At 66.9% G+C, this 17427-nt stretch carries 15 protein-coding genes and 1 pseudogene; 10 read left to right on the top strand and 6 right to left on the bottom strand.

Annotated features, from left to right (window positions below):
• Positions 1–865, bottom strand: an 865-nt coding sequence (locus KME78_RS57885) for a carbohydrate ABC transporter permease (protein WP_219538671.1), incomplete at its 3' end; no start/stop codon positions are given.
• A gap of 237 nt (positions 866–1102) precedes the next feature.
• Positions 1103–1897: an NAD-dependent epimerase/dehydratase family protein gene (locus KME78_RS57890; protein ID WP_246654805.1), complete on the bottom strand. Its 795-nt coding sequence runs from the start codon at positions 1895–1897 to the stop codon at positions 1103–1105.
• A gap of 139 nt (positions 1898–2036) precedes the next feature.
• Between KME78_RS57890 and KME78_RS57895 the strand changes: the two genes are divergently transcribed.
• The 5 genes from KME78_RS57895 (at position 2037) to KME78_RS57915 (ending at position 6874) form a co-directional block, all read left to right on the top strand.
• On the top strand, positions 2037–3344 hold the full coding sequence (locus tag KME78_RS57895) for a sugar ABC transporter substrate-binding protein (RefSeq protein ID WP_219538673.1): 1308 nt from the start codon (positions 2037–2039) through the stop codon (positions 3342–3344).
• On the top strand, positions 3341–4267 hold the full coding sequence (locus tag KME78_RS57900; RefSeq protein WP_219538674.1) for a carbohydrate ABC transporter permease: 927 nt from the start codon (positions 3341–3343) through the stop codon (positions 4265–4267). Before KME78_RS57895 ends, KME78_RS57900 begins: the two co-directional genes overlap by 4 nt.
• Positions 4264–5127, top strand: a complete 864-nt coding sequence (locus KME78_RS57905; RefSeq protein ID WP_246654806.1) for a carbohydrate ABC transporter permease — start codon at positions 4264–4266, stop codon at positions 5125–5127. The genes KME78_RS57900 and KME78_RS57905 overlap by 4 nt, the downstream gene beginning before the upstream one ends.
• 67 nt (positions 5128–5194) lie before the next feature.
• A complete protein-coding gene (locus tag KME78_RS57910) occupies positions 5195–5956 on the top strand; it encodes an IclR family transcriptional regulator (RefSeq protein ID WP_219538676.1) in 762 nt (253 codons plus the stop codon).
• Positions 5957–5968: 12 nt separating this feature from the next.
• The gene (locus KME78_RS57915) at positions 5969–6874 is read left to right on the top strand and encodes a 5-dehydro-4-deoxyglucarate dehydratase (protein ID WP_219538677.1); all 906 of its coding nucleotides are present in this window, start codon (positions 5969–5971) and stop codon (positions 6872–6874) included.
• Positions 6875–7431: 557 nt separating this feature from the next.
• Here KME78_RS57915 and KME78_RS57920 read toward each other — a convergent pair.
• A complete protein-coding gene (locus tag KME78_RS57920) occupies positions 7432–8904 on the bottom strand; it encodes an aldehyde dehydrogenase (NADP(+)) (RefSeq protein ID WP_219538679.1) in 1473 nt (490 codons plus the stop codon).
• 104 nt (positions 8905–9008) lie between these two features.
• On the opposite strand from KME78_RS57920, the gene KME78_RS57925 reads away from it, so the two are divergent.
• A complete protein-coding gene (locus tag KME78_RS57925; RefSeq protein WP_219538680.1) occupies positions 9009–10265 on the top strand; it encodes a glucarate dehydratase family protein in 1257 nt (418 codons plus the stop codon).
• On the top strand, positions 10262–11500 hold the full coding sequence (locus KME78_RS57930; RefSeq protein ID WP_219538682.1) for a hypothetical protein: 1239 nt from the start codon (positions 10262–10264) through the stop codon (positions 11498–11500). Before KME78_RS57925 ends, KME78_RS57930 begins: the two co-directional genes overlap by 4 nt.
• Before the next feature lie 560 nt (positions 11501–12060).
• Here KME78_RS57930 and KME78_RS57935 read toward each other — a convergent pair.
• The 3 genes from KME78_RS57935 to KME78_RS57945 form a co-directional block, all read right to left on the bottom strand.
• Positions 12061–12576: a DUF402 domain-containing protein gene (locus KME78_RS57935; RefSeq protein ID WP_219538684.1), complete on the bottom strand. Its 516-nt coding sequence runs from the start codon at positions 12574–12576 to the stop codon at positions 12061–12063.
• A gap of 107 nt (positions 12577–12683) precedes the next feature.
• The gene (locus KME78_RS57940; protein ID WP_219538686.1) at positions 12684–13349 is read right to left on the bottom strand and encodes a response regulator; all 666 of its coding nucleotides are present in this window, start codon (positions 13347–13349) and stop codon (positions 12684–12686) included.
• Entirely contained in the window at positions 13346–14818 is a 1473-nt protein-coding gene (locus KME78_RS57945; RefSeq protein WP_219538688.1) for a histidine kinase, read from the bottom strand. The genes KME78_RS57940 and KME78_RS57945 overlap by 4 nt, the downstream gene beginning before the upstream one ends.
• Positions 14819–14930: 112 nt before the next feature.
• Between KME78_RS57945 and KME78_RS57950 the strand changes: the two are divergent.
• From KME78_RS57950 to KME78_RS57960, 3 genes and pseudogenes are all read left to right on the top strand, one after another.
• Positions 14931–15584, top strand: a pseudogene (locus KME78_RS57950) (ABC transporter ATP-binding protein); the annotation flags it as partial.
• Between the two features lie 62 nt (positions 15585–15646).
• On the top strand, positions 15647–16411 hold the full coding sequence (locus tag KME78_RS57955) for a DUF2705 family protein (RefSeq protein ID WP_219538690.1): 765 nt from the start codon (positions 15647–15649) through the stop codon (positions 16409–16411).
• On the top strand, positions 16408–17184 hold the full coding sequence (locus tag KME78_RS57960) for an ABC transporter permease subunit (protein WP_219538691.1): 777 nt from the start codon (positions 16408–16410) through the stop codon (positions 17182–17184). The genes KME78_RS57955 and KME78_RS57960 overlap by 4 nt, the downstream gene beginning before the upstream one ends.
• Positions 17185–17427 lie beyond the last annotated feature (243 nt).

A 17427-nucleotide genomic window follows, 5' to 3' on the forward strand; every position in this document is an offset into this window, starting at 1 on the left:
TCTCGTAACTCTTGAAGCCCTTCAGATACAGATAAAGCGTGTAGAACAGCGTCGAGTCGACCGGGCCACCCGTGCCGCTGCTGACGATGAACGACTGGGTGAACGACTGGAACGACTTGATCACCTCAAGCACGAGATTGAAGAAGATGATCGGCGTCAGCAGCGGCAGCGTGATCGAGCGGAACTGCCGCAGCCTGCCCGCCCCGTCCACCTGGGCCGCCTCGTAGTAGCTCTGCGGAATCTGCCGCAACCCGGCCAGGAAGATCACCATGGGCGCGCCGAACGTCCACACGTGCAGCAAGATCAGCGTGCCCAGCGCCGTGTCCGGATCCGACACCCAGCCGGCGCCCTGGATACCGAACACGTCCAGCACCGCGTTGACCAGGCCGTCGGAGCCGAAGATCTTCCGCCACAAGATCGCGACCGCCACACTGCCGCCGAGCAGCGACGGCAGATAGTAGATCGACCGGTAGAACGACAACCCGCGCAGACCCCGATCCAGCGCCAACGCCAGCACCAGCGCGAACGCCAGCTGCAACGGCACCGACACCACCACATAGATCGTGGTCACCTTCAACGAGGCCAGGAACCGCGTGTCGACGGTGAACAACTTGGTGTAGTTGTCCCACCCGACCCACTTGGCCGCTTCCAGCAGGTTGTAATCGGTGAACGACAGATACAGCGACGCCAGGATCGGACCAATCGTGATCACGAACAGACCGATGAACCAGGGCGCGAGGAAGACGTAAGCCGTACGCGCCTCACGCCGTCTGTGAGCGTTAACGCGGGGGACGCGACGACGCCCTCTGGGCGGTTGCGCGCGTGGTGGCACGGCGGCAACCGCGCTGTCCGGGGTTACAGACATTCATGCACCCGTCATTCAGGGCCTGCCCGGCTCGGCGGGATCGGATAGCGCCTTCCTATAGGTGCGCCAAAAGTTTCGTCAACCCTTTGCAGGCGTTACAAAGACGTTACCGATATATCGACACCTAGATATCCCAGGTCACGAGACGGTCGAGACGAAAGGGTCGGATGAATGTCTTGCCGGTGAATACAACCGGTTGCACTGCCGTCGGCAACCGCATCATGCTGGCGAAACGCCCTACCACTTGCCCCCGAGATCCTTCAGCGTGAAGACACCGCCCGCCCGATCGTGCAGCGGCTCGCTCAGATCGGGCTCGCCCTGCTCGGCGATCAGCGCGGCGGCCTGACCCTCCGAGTCGTCCTGCGACACGTACCCGATCGCCCGGGCCTCCTCCAGCGACCACCAGCGGCGCGCGTTGTCGGAGACGCCCCAGACGACGTGATAGCCGGGCGCGGTCAGCGCGGCCTCCACCAGGCGGGCGAGGTCGTCAGGGGAGATCCAGGTGGCCAGGCCGCGCGTGTCGCCCGAGGCCTCGTTGCAGGTGCCCAGCCGGATCACGGTCACGTTCAGGCCGAACCTGTCGTGGTAGAGGCTGCCGAGAGCCTCCATGACGACCTTGCTCACGCCATAGAAGGTGTCGGGCCGCGGGAAGGCGTAGTCGGGCAGCTCCGCGCCCGAGGCGGGCCGGGTGTGGAAGCCGGCCGCGTGGTGGCTGCTCATCAACACCAGGTGCTCGACGCCCTCTTTGCGGGCGGCCTCAAGCAGGACGTGCGTGCCGTCCATATTGGCCCGTACGATGTCGGCCCACGGATGCTCCCGGCTCTGCCCGCCCAGGTGGATGACCGCATCGACACCCTTCATCGCCTCGGCCATGGCCGCCTCGTCGGCGAGGTCGGCCGTCACCATCTCCTCGCCGGGCCCGGTCTCCACCGGCTGGAGGTCGGAAAGGCGCAGCGTACGGCCGTCACGGGCCAGGCGGGGACGGAGCAGCGTGCCGACCTTGCCGGCGGCACCGGTCATGAGAATGCGCATGAGGGTCATTGTTGTACACAACTCTGGTCGAACTTCACATTCTTGAATGTTGACCGTGACCTACGTCACTCGTTACGTTCACATGGACATGCTCCACGTCTGCGACAGTTGTCCACGTATGTGAACGGGAGGCGGTCTGATGTCACGCCAGCTGCTCGGGGCCGCGATTGCGACGGCCCTGGCCGTAACGCTGACAGGCTGCGGCTCCGGGGGATCGAGTTCCGACAACGCGTTAGAGATCTGGATCAGGCAGGCGCCCGATTCCGACTCCGCCAAAACGGCCGTGAAATTGGCCGACGCGTTCACGAAAGCCAGCGGAATCAAGACGAAGGTCGTCGCGCTCTTCGATGACTTCGAGACCAAGCTTCAACAGCAGGCAGCTCAGAAGAAGCTACCTGACATCGTCATCAATGACACGGCACAACTCGGCAACATGCACACGCAGGGCTGGCTGCAGGAGGTCGACAAGGCCAAGCTCGCCGGCGGCGACAAGGTGTCGGAGCAGGCCTGGAAGGCCGCTCAGGGCTCCGACGGGAAGTACTACGGCACGCCGTTCTCCGCCCAGGCCTTCGCCCTGATCATCCGCAAGGACTGGCGGGAGAAAGTCGGCATGGAGCCGCCCAAGACCTGGGACGACCTGGCCACGCTGGCCGCGGCCTTCACCGACAAGGACCCGGACGGCAACGGCCAGAAGGACACGGCCGGCTTCGTCATCCCCGCGGGCACCAAGCGCGGCTACGCCTCCTGGTACGCCTCCTCGCTGATCTACGCCAACGGCGGCGACTTCGTGAAGGCCAACGGCGGCGGCAAGTTCGCCCCCATCGTGAACGACCCCAAGACCGTGGAGGCGGTCCAGTACCTGCAGGACCAGTTCTGCAAGGCCAAGACGGTCAACCCGGGCGCGGTCAGCAACGACACGACCGTCACCCACGAGGTGTTCGAGAAGGGCCAGGGCGGCATCTACCTGGTCGGTCCGTACGTGCTCGCCAGGTTCGTCAAGAGCATCGGGACCGACAAGATCGAGGTCGTCCCGGTGCCCAAGGGCCCGTCGGGCGGCCCCGGCACCCTCGGTGAGGGCGAGAACGTCTACATGATGGCCGGCTCCGACAATGTCGAGGGCCAGAAGAAGTTCGCCGAGTACGCGGTCTCCCCCGACGGCCAGCGCATCGGCATGAACAAGGACGCCAACGGCGCCATCGTCCGCCTGCCGGTCAACTCCCAGGTCGACCTGGGTGCCGAACGCCAGGATCCGCGCTGGAAGGTGTTCCAGGAGGCCTACGCCAACGCGGTCTACGCGCCGCCGGTGCCGAACTGGGCGCCGATCCGCCAGGACTCCGCCGACTCCATCAACACCGTGTGGGCCGACTGCTCAGCCAACGTCAAGACCGCCATGGACACGCTGAACACCAAGCTCACCCAGGAACTGCAGACCCAGAAAGCATCATGACTCCGACGCTGACCCAGGCGCGGAGCCGCACGGTGACCCCCCGCCGCCGTCCCAAGCGGATGCGGCGGCGGGGGACCCTCATCGCGTGGGCGTTCCTGTCGCCGGCCTTGCTGCTGTTCTTGTTCTTCAAGTTCATCCCCATGTTCGAGGGCCTGCGGATGAGCTTCTTCGAGGTCCGCTATGTGGGTGACCGCTGGGTGGGCCTCGACAACTACGCCACGATCATGACCGACGACGCCTTCGTCTCGGCCATCTGGCACAGCATCGTGCTGGCCCTGGGCACGACCGCCGGCTCGCTCCTCCTCGGCCTGCTGTTCGCGCTGCTCATCGAGGGCCCGGCACGCTACCTGTGGTTCATCAGGACGGCGGCGTTCCTGCCGGTGGTGACCACGATGGCGGCGGTGGCCGAGGTCTGGCGGATCATGTACCACCCCGCCGACAGCGGCATGATCAACACCATTCTCGGATGGATCGCCCTGGACCCGCAGCCCTTCCTGGCCAGTGAGCACTCCTCGCTGCTGTCGATCATGGGCATGAGCATCTGGCGCGGCACGCCGTACGACATGATGATCTTCCTGGCCGGACTGGTCGGCGTGGACCGCACGCTGTACGAGGCCGCCGCCGTCGACGGGGCCACCACGTGGCACCGGCTGCGGCACATCACGCTGCCCGCGCTGCGCCCGGTGTTCTGGATCCTGTTCACCCTCGCCGCCATCCGCGGCCTGCGCGTCTTCGTCGAGGTGTACGTGCTGACGAACGGCGGCCCGAACGGATCGACCGAGGTGCTGATGACGTTGATCTACAAGCTCGGATTCCAGAAAGGCGAGCTGGGCATCGCGTCGGCCGGCGGGATCGTGCTGTTCGCGGCGACCCTGCTGCTCACGGTGCTGACCCAGGTCATGCGCAGGAGGCAGAACGCATGATGAGATTCGACAGCGCCCTCGGCCTGGAGTCCAGGCGAGGTCCCCTGGCCACTGTCGGCAAGATCCTGGTCTACACCTTCATGGTGGTCGTCTTCACCGGGCCGCTCGTCGGACTGCTGGTCAGCGCCTTCAGCAAGACGCTCGACCCGACCAGGTTCTCGCTCTGGCCCGACGACTTCACCCTGGAGAACTTCGTCCAGGCCGGCAACAAGAACGTCTATCACTATCTGTTCAACTCGTTCGTGGTGGTCGGGTTCGGGCTGCTGCTGCAGATGCTCGTCAGCGTCTTCGCCGCCTACGCGCTCGCCCGCAAGAAGTTCAGGGGCATGGCGTTCGTGATGCTGATCATGCTGGCGACGATGATGCTGCCCGAGGAGATCATCGCGATCCCGCTCTCGCTGGTGCTCGCCGACATGCCCATCATCCATACCGATCTCATCGGTACGTACGCGGGCATGATCCTGCCCGTCGGCGCTTGGGGCTTCTCCATCCTGGTCATGACCGAGTTCATGAAGGAAGTGCCGGTCGAGCTGGAGGAGGCCGCGCGCATCGACGGCGCGGGCGAGCTGCGCATCTTCTTCGGCATCATCCTGCCGCTGTGCCGGCCCGCGCTCGGCGTCATCGGCGTCTTCGGCTTCACCATGATCTGGGATCAGTATCTGCTCCCGCTGATCGTGGCGCCCGAGTCCAGCATGTGGACCCTGCCCATCGCACTGCGCTCGCTCCGCTCCGACGAGGAGGTCGGCATCGGCGTCCTGCTCGCGGCGTCACTGCTCGCGCTGCTGCCGTCGATCATCGCCTTCCTGGCCTTCCAGCGGCAGTTCATGCGTGGCCTCACCAGCGGCGCCATCAAGGGTTAGATGTCCATGTATCTGGATGGGATCCCATATGCTGACAATCTGAAGCCACTGTCGAGATGGGATGAGTATGGAGCCCCAGCTAGTCAAGTCCGCCGAGCGGACGGTCCGCATCCTGGAGACCCTGGCCGCCTCTCACGAGACCCTGACACTGTCGGAGCTTCAGCAGCACACGGGATTCCCGCGCAGCTCACTACACGCCCTGATGCGCACACTCGTCGAGCTGAACTGGGTCGAGACCGACTCCGCCAGGTCATCCTTCGGCATCGGTCCGCACGCGCTGCTGACCGGCACCGCCTACCTCGACAAGGACCCCGCGCTGCCCCTGGCCCAAGAGACGCTGGAGGACCTGCGCGCGGAGACCGGCCAGACGGCGCATTTCGCTCGCCGCGACGAAGCGCACGTCCTCTACCTGGCGACCAGGGAGTCACGGGAGGCGCACCACGTGATCCCGAGGGTGGGCCGGCGGCTGCCCGCCCACGTCACGGCGCTCGGCCAGGTGCTGCTCGCCCAGCTCACCGACGACGAGGTCGCGGCCCTGCTGCCCGACCCGCTGCAGTCGATCACCAAGCACACGTTCACCGATCCGGCCAAGCTGATCGGCGAGCTCGACCAGGTACGCACCCGCGGCTGGGCCTATGAACGCGAGCAGGGCACCCCCGGCGTGGCGTGCGTGGCGGTGGCCGTCGACTACCGGATCCCCGCCACGGACGCGATCAGCTGCTCGATGCCGGCGGGCCTGTCTCCCGCCGAGGTCGAGAAGATCACCGATGCGGTGGTCAAACACACTCGCAAGCTGGCTGCCACTCTTCGCCGGGAGGGCATCCGCTAGGAAGGACCGTTGATGCGGCTAGATGGTGTTCTCTTCTTCCCTGTGACCCCCTTCACCACCAATGGCGACATAGCCGAACAAACAGTGGCCGAGCACGTCGCCCAGGGAGTCGCCGCCGGGGCCGGAGGAGTGTTCACCGCGTGCGGCACAGGCGAGTTCAACGCGCTCGACCTCGCCGACTACACCAAGGTCGTGGCCGCGTCAGTGACCGCCACCGGCGGCCGGGTGCCCGTCTTCTCCGGCGCGGGCGGCCCCCTGCCCACCGCCAAGGCGCTCGCCCGCGCGGCGGCCGACAACGGAGCCGACGGCCTGCTGCTGATGCCCCCCTACCTGGTCACCGCTCCCCCGGACGGTCTGGTCCACTACGTACGCGAGGTGGCCTCGGCCGGCGGTCTGCCCGTCATCATCTACCAGCGCGGCACCGCCCGCTTCTCCCCCTCGGCCGTGGCCACCCTGGCCCAGGTGCCCGAGATCATCGGCTTCAAGGACGGGCTCGGCGACTTCGACCTGCTCCAGCGCATCATCCTGACCGTGCGCCGGTCCACGGACCGGGAGTTCACGTTCTTCAACGGACTGCCCACCGCCGAGCTGACCGTCCCCGCCTACCGGGGGCTGGGCGTGACGCTGTACTCCAGCGCGGTGTTCGCCTTCGCACCGGAGATCGCGCTGGCCTTTCACAAGGCGGTGACCGGGGACGACGAGGTGCTGGTGCAGCGGCTGCTGACCGACTTCTACCTACCGCTGGTGGAGCTGCGCGATCGGGTGCCGGGGTATGCGGTGTCGCTGGTCAAGGCGGGGGTGCGGTTGCGGGGGCTGGAGGTCGGCGGGGTACGGGCGCCGCTGGTCGATCCGTCGGCTGCGGATCTGGCGGAGCTGGAACGGATCCTTGCGATCGGCTTGGAGATCGCCGGGGCCTAACCGGCCTTCTGGCGTCTGCATCCTCCCTTCCCCTTCACCTCCGTACTCTCCCTCGCCCCCTCGCTCCCTCCCTCGCCCTCGCCTTCTCCCTCAGCGTCTCCTTCGTCCCCTCGCTCTCTGCCTCAGCGCCGCCCTCTCCCTCAGCGCCGCCTCCACCCTCTCCCTCGCCCTCGGCGTCTCCCTTCCCCTTCACCTCCGCTCCCTCGCTCTCTCCCTCGCCCTCGCTCTCTGCCTCAGCGCCGCCCTCTCCCTCAGCGCCGCCTCCACCCTCTCCCTCGCCCTCGGCGTCTCCCTCGCCCTCGCCCCCTCGCCCTCGCCCTCGCTCTCTGCCTCAGCGCCGCCCTCTCCCTCGCCCTCGGCGTCTCCCTCAGCGTCTCCTTCGCCTTCTCCCTCGGCGTTGGTGTCGGCGTCGGCGTCAGACGAGACAGCTCCCCTCCACCCCGCAGAACACCAAACCAGGCAGGAAGACGCGCCCCTCCACCAGCCCGGAACCCAGGCAGGAAGACGCGCCCCTCTACCTCCGGACGCCGGGGCGCGTCCCTGCGCCAGTCCCGCCCCTAACGCGCCGGCGCCCCATCCACCCGGCGCGGGACACTCAGCGGGTTGTCGTCCCTGAGCTCCTCCGGAAGCAGCTCCTCCGGCCAGTCCTGGTACGCCGTCGGCACCAGCCACCGGTCGATGGCCGTCGCGCCGACCGACGTGTGCGCGGCCGCCGTCGAAGCCGGCCACGGACCGCCATGGTGCATCGCCCAGCACACCGCCACCCCGGTGGGCCATCCGTTCCAGATCAGCCGCCCGGCCCTCCGTCCAAGCACCTCGGCGACCTCACCGGCTTCGCTGGGGTCGGTGGCGTGCACGGTGGCCGTCAACGACCCATCCAGCCGCTCCAGCACCGCCGGCAGTTCCGAAATTTCGCGATAAGTCACGACGATCGACGCCGGCCCGAAGCACTCCTCGCCGATACCCGGCAGCTTCTCCGCGAACGAGTCGAGATCCGTGGTGAACACCTTGGGCGTGACCGCCCAACTCCCCTCCCCCGCCTTGCCCTCGGCCAGGAGCGGCAGCTCGCCGAGCCGCTGCAGCCCGCCCAGGTAGCCGTCCCTGATCCGCTCGGCCAGCATCGGCCCGCCGGTGGTGCCTTCGACGGCCGCGGCGAGCGCCTTGCGCAGCTCGTCGTTCTCCGGCACGAACATCAGCCCAGGATTCGTACAGAACTGCCCGACCCCCATCGTCAGCGACGCGGCGAACCCGGTGGCCACCTCCGCCACGGGCGCGGACGGCAGCACCACGACCGGGTTGACGCTGCCCAGCTCACCGAAGAACGGGATCGGCACCTCCCGCTCGTCGATCAGCCCCTGGATCGCCTTGCCACCCGCGACGGACCCGGTGAACCCGGCCGCGACCACGCTCGGGTGCTGCACCAGGTCGGCGCCCGCCTGCATGCCCTGCACCAGCCCCAGCAGATCGGGGTACGGCAGAGCCTTGCGGACAATGCGGGCGACCTGCTCGGAAGTGTTCGGGTGGCCGGGATGCGCCTTCACAACGACCGCACAACCGGCGGCCAGCGCCGAGGCGGTGTCGCCACCGGCCACGGAGAACGCGAACGGGAAGTTGCTCGCCGCGAACACCGCGACCACACCGGCCAGCGGCTGCTTCATCCGGCGTACGTCGGGCCTGGGCGGGGTTGCCGAGGGATCGGCGTGGTCGATGATGGCGTCGACGTAGCCGCCGTCCCTGAGCACCTGGGCGAACAGCCGGAACTGCCCGGCCGTACGAGCGACCTCACCGCGCAGCCGTGCCTCTCCCAGCGCGGTCTCGCTGTCGGCGGTCTGCCACAGCTCGCCCACCTTCGCGGCGAGAGCGTCGGCGACGGCCTCCAGCGCTTCGGCCCGTTCGGCGGCCGGCGTCGCCCGCCAGGCCGCGCCCGCGGCTGCCGCGGCGGAAACCACCAGGTCGACCCCGGCTCGGTCGGTTTCAGGCAGGGCGGTGCCCACGGCCTCGCCGGTCCTGGGGTCGTGTCCGTAGATCATCGAATGGCCCTTCGGAGTCTTGACACTTCTTCATGTTGATTCTTACAGTTGCCGCAACCTGTCCACAAACCTGGCAAGTGTTCACATATATGGACGGCGGTCATATGATCATCCGGCAGATCCACGTCACCCCCGTAGCCTTCAGGGATCCGCCACTGCTGAACGCCGCCGGGGTGCACGAACCCTGGGCGCTGCGGACGATCGTCGAGGTGATCACCGACGAGGGATTGAGCGGCCTCGGCGAGACGTACGGTGACCTGGGACATCTCACCAAGGTACGCGAATGCGCCGAGGCACTGGTCGGCGTGGACGTGCATGCGACGAACGAGATGTACGCCAGGATCAGCGCGATCGTCGGCGACGTGGTGACGGACATGCATGGCTTGACCGGGGCCGCGACCCAGGAGAAGAGCATCGATCGAGTATTCGCGGCTTTCGAGGTGGCCTGCCTGGACATTCGCGGCAAGGCAGCCGGTGTGCCCGTGGTCGACCTGCTGGGCGGCCGAGTGCGCGACGCCGTGCCGTACAGCGCCTATCTCTTCTACAAGTGGGCGGGGCATCCGGGCGGCGAGCCCGACAGATTCGGCGCGGCGCTCGACCCGGCGGGGCTGGTCGACCAGGCGTCGATGCTGATCAAAGAGTATGGATTCGCGTCGATCAAGCTCAAAGGCGGCGTGTTCGCACCCCAGGAAGAGGTTGCGGCAATCATAGCCCTGCGGGAGGCCTTCCCTGGCGTGCCGCTCCGCCTCGACCCGAACGCCGCCTGGACCGTCGAGACCTCCATCCAGGTAGGACAGGCGCTGGAAGGCAGCCTGCAGTATCTGGAGGACCCCACACCAGGAATTCCCGGCATGTCGAAGGTCGCCGCCGAGGTGCCGATGCCACTGGCCACCAACATGTGCGTGGTCACACCCGAGCACCTTCCGCCCGCCATCGCCGCCAGAGCGATCGGCGTGCTGCTGCTCGACCACCACTACTGGGGCGGGCTCGTACGTTCCTCGCATATCGCCGCGCTGTGTGACACGTTCGGGCTGGAGCTGTCCATGCACTCCAACTCCCACCTCGGGATCAGCCTGGCCGCCATGACCCACCTGGCCGCCGCCACCCCCAATCTCACCCACGCCTGCGACACCCACACACCGTGGCAGAACGGGCAGGATGTGGTCGCGCCAGGCGCGTTGCGGTTCGTCGACGGCGCCGTACCCGTCCCCGACGGGCCCGGCCTCGGCGTCGAACTGGACCGGGACGCCTTGGCCGTGATGCACGAGCAATATCTCGCGTGCGGAATCACCGAACGCGACGACACCACCTATATGCAGCGCTTCGAGCCTGCTTTCTCTGCGAGGAGACCGCGCTGGTGAACGTGGCCTACGCCTACCCCTGGGATATCGTCGGCGACCCGTCGGCCCCTTCGCGCCTCGCGGAGCTGGGCGTCGAGGCCGTGGCGGTGGCGGCCAGCTATCACTCCACCCGCGCGGCGACGCCGTATCACCCCGCGCACCGAGTGCTGGACGTCCCCTATTCGGCCTTCTACCTGCCAGTACGCCCCTCCTCCTGGGGACGCCTGACACCGGCCTCCCCAACGTGGACACCCACGGACGCCTTCCTGCAGGCCCGAGACGCCCTGAAGGCCGTCGGACTGCAGGTGCACGCGTGGACAGTGTTGACCCACAACTCATTCCTGGGCGGCGTACACCCTGACCTGGTGGTGCGTAACGCATTCGGCGATCGCTATCCATATGCGCTGTGTCCGGCTTACGAGGACGTGGTCGAGTACTGCGAACATCTGGTCAGCGAGATCCTGACCGTCGGAGAGCCGGATGGGCTCATCCTTGAGGCGTGCGGCCCCATGGGTTTCGGGCACCAGAGCGTGCATGAGAAGACGGCCGGCGCCGACTGGACGTCCGTACACAGTGACCTGCTGACACTCTGCTTCTGCACAGCCTGCGCACCCCGCTACCCGGAGGGCACCAGAGAACGCGTCCGCACGGCCATCGACGGCCCCGCTGCCAGGGCCGCGACCTCTCCCGCACCGACTGCTCCCACACAGGCGCCTCCCACGCCGGCCTCCTTCGCCCCCGTCTCCGCATCCCCTACATCCACATCCCCCGCATCTACATCGCCGCCTTCTCCTGCGACCGTGGAGGCCGCTCTCGGTTCCCTCGCCGACGACGTCCGAGCCGTACGCGTCGAGTTGTCGGCCTCACTGCGCACCCGCCTCGTCGCCGTGGCCCGCGAGACCGCGTCGAACGTGCCCATCACCCTGCACGCCAACCCCGACCCGTGGGCAGCCAGCTCGTTCGCCGCCCTCCCCACCGGCGAACCCGGAGCCGAGGTCCTGGTAGGCAGCTGCTGGGGCGACCCGGCTTCGGACGCCGCCCGCCTGGCCAAGCTCGGCGAACTCTGCGACCCCGGTCAGCGAGTCGGCGCGTACGTCCTGGCCCTTCCCCCACGCCCCGCCGACGGCCAGACGCTCGCCGAGCAGCTCAGAACGTACGCCAAGGCCGGCGCCACGGACTTCCACCTCTACCACGCCGGCCTCGCCTCCCCCCGCCGTCTCGCCTCCATGGCCGAAGCCCTACGCCTCATCCGCTAACTGACGCACGAAACCCGGGCCTCGCTCTTCGGCGGGGCCCTCTACCCCTCGCGTGTACGACTTCATCCCGGTCCGCAGGCCTGTGGTTTCTCTCGGCGTCCACGGCTTCTACGCGTGTGCGTTGTAGTGGAAGCTGCTGGTGCCCAAGCCGACGCGGCGGAGCTGGTCCGATCGGGTCCAATCTGGTCTGATCGAACGCGTTTGGGGCAACCCCTCCCAGCTGCCGCATCAGCGCCCAAGACGCACACCCCGGCGTCCAGGTGGTCGCCCGACACATCACCGAACGCGACTCCACGGCCTGGCCGACCACGCCCGCAGCCCACCCAGGACTTCGCTGCCCGACCAACCGTCTCTACCTATCCTCGGACCTCTTCCAGCAGGTCCACGGTCTCTACCCATCCCCGGACGCCTTCCAGCAGGTCCACGGCCTCTACCCATCCCCGGACGCCTTCCAGCAGGTCCACGGGTTCTCAATGCCCGCCGCATTCTCCACGCGCCCGTAGAGGCCTCCCACGCCGTTAACCCCCGGAGACAGCTAACCCCCGGAGACAGCCCCGCACTTACTCAGCTCGCGTTGCTCCACCCATCCGATCGAGCCACCTCAAATGGGCACCCGCGAACGGCCCCTGCCGTTCTCCCACCGCGCCCATCAGCCACCTGGCCGTCTCCTCCGCCCGTGTAATCATCTGTTCCGGATATCCCAGTAACACCTGGTGCTCAGCGAACTCGTCCTCATCGTCCAAAATCAGCCGCCCATCCCGCATCCTGATCACGTCAAGGTCGAGATCCAGCATGGTCACCTCATCGTCACGCCACTCAGGAACGGTGGTGACGTCCACATAAACCTCAGCCCGATTCGGCGGTGAGTTGAAAGACGCCGTCCACCACCCGTCCCGCGGGAACAGCATGATGACCGTGGTCTTCCACACCACCGGCGGCCCATCCCCCTTACGGGCGACCGTCCCTTTCGGCGCCGCGGCCCACACCCCGTGCTCATCCTCGCCCAGCACCTTCGCGGGATGGTTCCAGTGCAACGCCCCGCCGTACTTCCGGAAGACAACCCTCACATCGGTCACTCCCGGGACGCTACCGGACCATCACTCAGACCCTGCGCTCCCCAAGCTTTCGATCAACAACCTCGACCCCACCTGCGCTCCCGAACCCACGATCAACAGCCCCGACCTCACCCACGCTCACGCCCCTCTCCTGGACGAACCGCAGACACGAGCCCGCTCTCGTACGCCACGATGACAAGCTGTGCCCGATCCCGAGCGTCGAGCTTGGCCAGCAAGCGACCGATATGAGTCTTGACCGTCGCCAGGCTGAGGTGAAGGTGAGCGGTGATCTCGCTATTGGAGAGCCCCCGAGCGATCAATGTGAGAACCTCCCGCTCCCGCTCCGTAACCCCTTGAAGCCCCTTGACCTCTAGCGATGCCGGCGTGCGGGTGAACTCCTCGATCAACCTGCGCGTCACCGTCGGAGCCAGCAGCGCCTCACCGCTCGCGACCACCCGAATGGCGGCGACCAGATCAGCCGGCGGGGTGTCCTTGAGCAGGAACCCGCTGGCCCCGGCACGGAGCGCGTCGTAAACGTAGGCGTCGAGGTCGAACATGGTCACGATCAGGACCCGAGCCACATCACCGATGCGCCTCGTGGCCTCGATGCCATCCATTTCCGGCATCCGTACATCCATAAGGACCACATCGGGTCTCTCCTCCAGAGCAACGGCCACCGCTTCGGCTCCCGTAGCAGCCTCACCGACGACCATCAGATCAGGCTCCGAGTCGACTAACACCCTGAAGCTCCCCCGAAGCAACGCCTGATCATCGGCGACAAGGACACGAATCATGAAATGCCTCCATAAGGCAATCGGGCCGACACCCGAAACCCTCGCCCAGGCAGACGCCCTGCCTCGAACACTCCGTCGTACATCATGACCCGCTCTCGCATTCCGATCAGCCCGTGCCCCGTCCCCTCCACCGGCAGTGTGCGGCGGCCAGGACCGTCATCGATCACCTCGATTCGCACCTCGCGCACGTCGGCGACCACCGACACCCGGCACCTCGCCGGTGCCGCATGCTTCACCACATTGGTAAGCGCCTCCTGGACGATCCGATAGACCGACAACTCCACGCCCTCAGGCAGCCCCACCCCGAGCCGCGAGATATCTTCTCCCCCGGGGCTGCCTGCTCCGCCCTCCTCTCTGTCCTGGGCTCGTCGGCCGGCCCTCGCCTGGGCATCGGTCCGACCGTCAGCCCGTCCCACGGCTGGCCTACCGCCTCTGATCGAAGCGTCAGCACCCTCCAGAGCTGCGCTGTCCCGGTCTGCGCGTTCACTACTGGTCACCGCAGCAGCGTGAGCGTCCCTGCCGTCCGCCGCAGCATCCCGCACGCCCCTGCCGTCCGCACGATCAATCCACGGATGAAGTGCGGCATCGTTTTCGCCGCCACGGCCTTCCCTTGTCGCTAACCGGAGATCCAACTCCACCTCTACTCCCGCCAGCCTGGCCTGCTCGGCCAGCCCCGGAAGGCCACCAAGGTCGGGAGCGGGACCACGGTCGGGCGTTTCGTCTGAGCGGAGGACGCCGAGCAAGTGGCGCATCTCGACGAGCGCACTTCGGCTGGCGGTCTCGATCACCCGCAACGCATCGTGCGCCTCTTCTGGCCTGGTGCCCATCACATGATTGGCCACGCCCGCCTTGACTGCGATCAATCCCACGCTGTGCGCGACGACATCGTGCAGCTCGCGGGCGATCCGCAGCCGCTCCTCTGTCACGGCCTGGCCGGCCAGGCGTTCGGCGTCGCGCGCCGCATAGTGTCTTCGTTCTCGTACGGCTCGCCCGACCGTCCACGCGCCGCCCAGCGCTGCTATGCCGATGAGTGGCCCGTCGATATTCGGAAACCACGCGGGACCCGCCGGCTGCGGCGCAGCGCCGGCGACCACCATGCTGACCAGCGTGACCAGAGTGAGCACGCCGATCGCTGAGGTTGGAACCCACGCGCCCCGGGCATCGCCCAGCGCGACGATATAGAGCGCATAGGCAGGCGAGATATAAGCGAACGACACCCCTAACACCGCAGCGACCACGATGGAGAGTGTCAGCATGAGGCAGAAGACAGGCAACGGCCACACCCTGCGCAGCACCAGCGGCAAACTCAGCCCCAGGATAAGAGCTAGCCTCGCCCACGGCGGCAGGTGCGACCCACTCGTCGACGCCGTGAGGAACATAAGAGAGAAGCCCAACCCTGCCAGCAGGTCCAGCGCGATCAGCTGACGATGACTCAAGCGAGCGGTGAAGAAGGAGTGGGAGTCGTTCACGCGTTGACCGTAGTGGTTGACGGTGGGCCCGCACGTCAGACCAGGGTCTGACCTTGAGGTTCGGACCGTGGTCCGATGTGACGAACGCCCGCCGTACCTCATTCTTTACCGCGTGATCGAACTCAACCGCCTCACCAAACGCTACGGCGACACGCTCGCTGTCGACGAGTTGTCCTTCAATGTAGAGCCCGGCCACGTGACCGGATTCCTGGGTCCCAACGGCGCAGGCAAGTCCACCACGATGCGGCTGATCCTCGGCCTCGACTCCCCGACGTCGGGCGAAGCACTCGTCAACGGGCGACGATACACCTCGCTGAGCAGGCCCATGCGCGAGGTGGGCGCGCTGCTCGACGCGAGCGCTGTGCACGGCGGCCGCAGCGCCTACAACCACCTGTTGTGCTTGGCCCGCACCAACGACATCAGTGCGACGCGCGTATCCGAGGTGCTCCAACAGGTCGGCCTGGCCGGTGTGGCGCGTAAAAGAGTGGGCGGCTTCTCACTCGGCATGAAACAGCGCCTCGGCATCGCGGCTGCCCTGCTCGGCGACCCAGGCACGCTGATGTTCGACGAACCGGTCAACGGACTCGATCCCGACGGGGTGCGCTGGATTCGCGATTTAATGCGCTCGTTGGCCAAGCAAGGCAGGACCGTCCTGCTCTCCAGCCACCTGATGAGCGAAATGGCACTGACCGCCGAGCGCATCATCATCGTCGGCCGAGGCAAGCTGATCACGGAAGCCACCGTGGCGGAGCTCACCGAGCGCTACCCATCACTCGAAGACGCCTACCTCGCGCTGACGGCGAGCAGCGTGGAGTACGGAGCCGCACGATGAGAGCAATCCTGTCTTCCGAATGGCTGAAGCTGCGCTCGGTCACCTCGACCTATCACGCGCTCGGAGTGGCTGCGCTCACGGTAGTTCTCGGCATGATCTGGACTTTCTACGTCAGCGGTCTGGCGGACGAACGCGGATCACTGCGAGCGGCGGCGCCTGAGCAGGGTTTCCTGCCACTCGTCCAGATCAGCCTGGCGGTCCTCGGCGTGCTGGCCATCACCGCGGAGCAGACCAGCGGCATGATCCGCACGACCCTCACCGTCGTTCCCAAGCGAGGCACCTTATTACTGGCCAAGGCCGGCGTAGTCGCCGCCGTCACATTCGTCGCCGCCAACTCGATCATCATTCTCACGTACGTCACGAGCCGTCTCATGGCGGGCGACCGCCACTTGCAGTTCAACGAGTCCTCCGTGGCCAACGACCTGCCGATGCTGCTCGCCTCCGGACTGTCGGTGACCGTGCTAGCGCTGGTGGGCCTCGGCCTGGGAGTAGCCACCCGATCCACGGCGGCGGCGATCGTTTCGGTGGTGGCGCTCCTGTTCGTCCTGCCCGGCATCGCCAACTACCTGCCGGCGCCGTGGAACACTCGCGTGGCCGCGCTCATGCTGCCCAACCTCGTGCCTCAGATCGCCGACCAGCGGCTCTCCAGACGGCTGGGCGACGGTTTCCTGCCGCCCTGGGCCGCGCTCCTGGTCCTCGCCACATATGCGATCGTCGCGCTCGCGGCGGGGTTCTATCTGTTCAGAAGGAGAGACGCGTGAGCGTGCTCGCGTCGGAATGGCTGAAGGTTCGCACCGTTCGCTCCAGTTACCTGGCTCTGGGGCTCAGTCTGGGCGGCATCCTGCTGGGCATCGCGGTCGCCTGGGCGGCGGTCGGGATGTACGACAGCACCACCCCCGAACGACAGGCCCATGCCAGCATCGCGGACCTGGAGGAAGTGGTGCTGATCGTGCCACAGCTCTGCATGGGAGTCCTCGGCGTACTCACCATTACGTCCGAATACACAACAGGCCTGATCAGGACGAGCCTCGCCATCGTGCCAAGACGCTGGCCGGTCCTGGCAGGAAAGTCCGCGATCGTGGGGCTGCTCAGCCTCGTCATCGGCCCGCTCGTGGTATTCGGGACCTACTTCGCCGCCCGCTGGATGATCGGCGACCGCTTTCGCGGCTCCTACACGACGCCCTTCCTCGACAGGCTGCCGACGCTTGTCACCTCAAGCCTCTCCGTGGTGGTGTTCGCGCTGCTCGGGTTGGGATTGGGCGCGATCTTACGCTCCACGGCGGGAGCCATCACGCTCCTCGTGGGTCTCGTGTACGTGATCCCGATCATCGTGGGCAACCTGCCTGAGCCATGGAGCGAACGGGTCGGTTCGGTGCAGATCGGAGCCCTCCCGCGCGAGATAACTGGCGACGGCCTCACCCATTCGGTATACGGCTCGCTGCTCCCGCCTGCAGCGGCGGCCATGGTGCTGATCGCCTATGCCGTGCTGCCATTGCTCGCCGGCGCATGGCTGATGCGCCGGAGGGACGCGTGAGCTGCTGACACACCATGTCGGCGGGACACGGAGCCAGCGAAACGAGCCGCCACAACGGTCACTGGATCAGGCCGGTCGAGACCCTCGCTCAACCGACCGTGCGGTCTTCAACCGACCGACCGTGCGGTCTTCAACCAACCATGCTCAATCGACTGTCCAGGCAGTGTTCAACCGACCATGCTGAGCAGACCGTCTGGGCGGTGTTCACCCAACCATGCTCAACCGACCGTGCTCACCAACCGT

It is taken from the genome of Nonomuraea guangzhouensis, from assembly GCF_019396345.1.
GTDB lineage: Bacteria > Actinomycetota > Actinomycetes > Streptosporangiales > Streptosporangiaceae > Nonomuraea > Nonomuraea guangzhouensis.

What these genes read in the sequence shown, in the direction of transcription:
- KME78_RS57890 (WP_246654805.1), bottom strand. Translation starts at nt 1,897, where the DNA reads ATGCGCATTCTCATGACCGGTGCCGCCGGCAAGGTCGGCACGCTGCTC.
- KME78_RS57895 (WP_219538673.1), top strand. Translation starts at nt 2,037, where the DNA reads ATGTCACGCCAGCTGCTCGGGGCCGCGATTGCGACGGCCCTGGCCGTA.
- KME78_RS57900 (WP_219538674.1), top strand. Translation starts at nt 3,341, where the DNA reads ATGACTCCGACGCTGACCCAGGCGCGGAGCCGCACGGTGACCCCCCGC.
- KME78_RS57905 (WP_246654806.1), top strand. Translation starts at nt 4,264, where the DNA reads ATGATGAGATTCGACAGCGCCCTCGGCCTGGAGTCCAGGCGAGGTCCC.
- KME78_RS57910 (WP_219538676.1), top strand. Translation starts at nt 5,195, where the DNA reads ATGGAGCCCCAGCTAGTCAAGTCCGCCGAGCGGACGGTCCGCATCCTG.
- KME78_RS57915 (WP_219538677.1), top strand. Translation starts at nt 5,969, where the DNA reads ATGCGGCTAGATGGTGTTCTCTTCTTCCCTGTGACCCCCTTCACCACC.
- KME78_RS57920 (WP_219538679.1), bottom strand. Translation starts at nt 8,904, where the DNA reads ATGATCTACGGACACGACCCCAGGACCGGCGAGGCCGTGGGCACCGCC.
- KME78_RS57925 (WP_219538680.1), top strand. Translation starts at nt 9,009, where the DNA reads ATGATCATCCGGCAGATCCACGTCACCCCCGTAGCCTTCAGGGATCCG.
- KME78_RS57940 (WP_219538686.1), bottom strand. Translation starts at nt 13,349, where the DNA reads ATGATTCGTGTCCTTGTCGCCGATGATCAGGCGTTGCTTCGGGGGAGC.
- KME78_RS57955 (WP_219538690.1), top strand. Translation starts at nt 15,647, where the DNA reads ATGAGAGCAATCCTGTCTTCCGAATGGCTGAAGCTGCGCTCGGTCACC.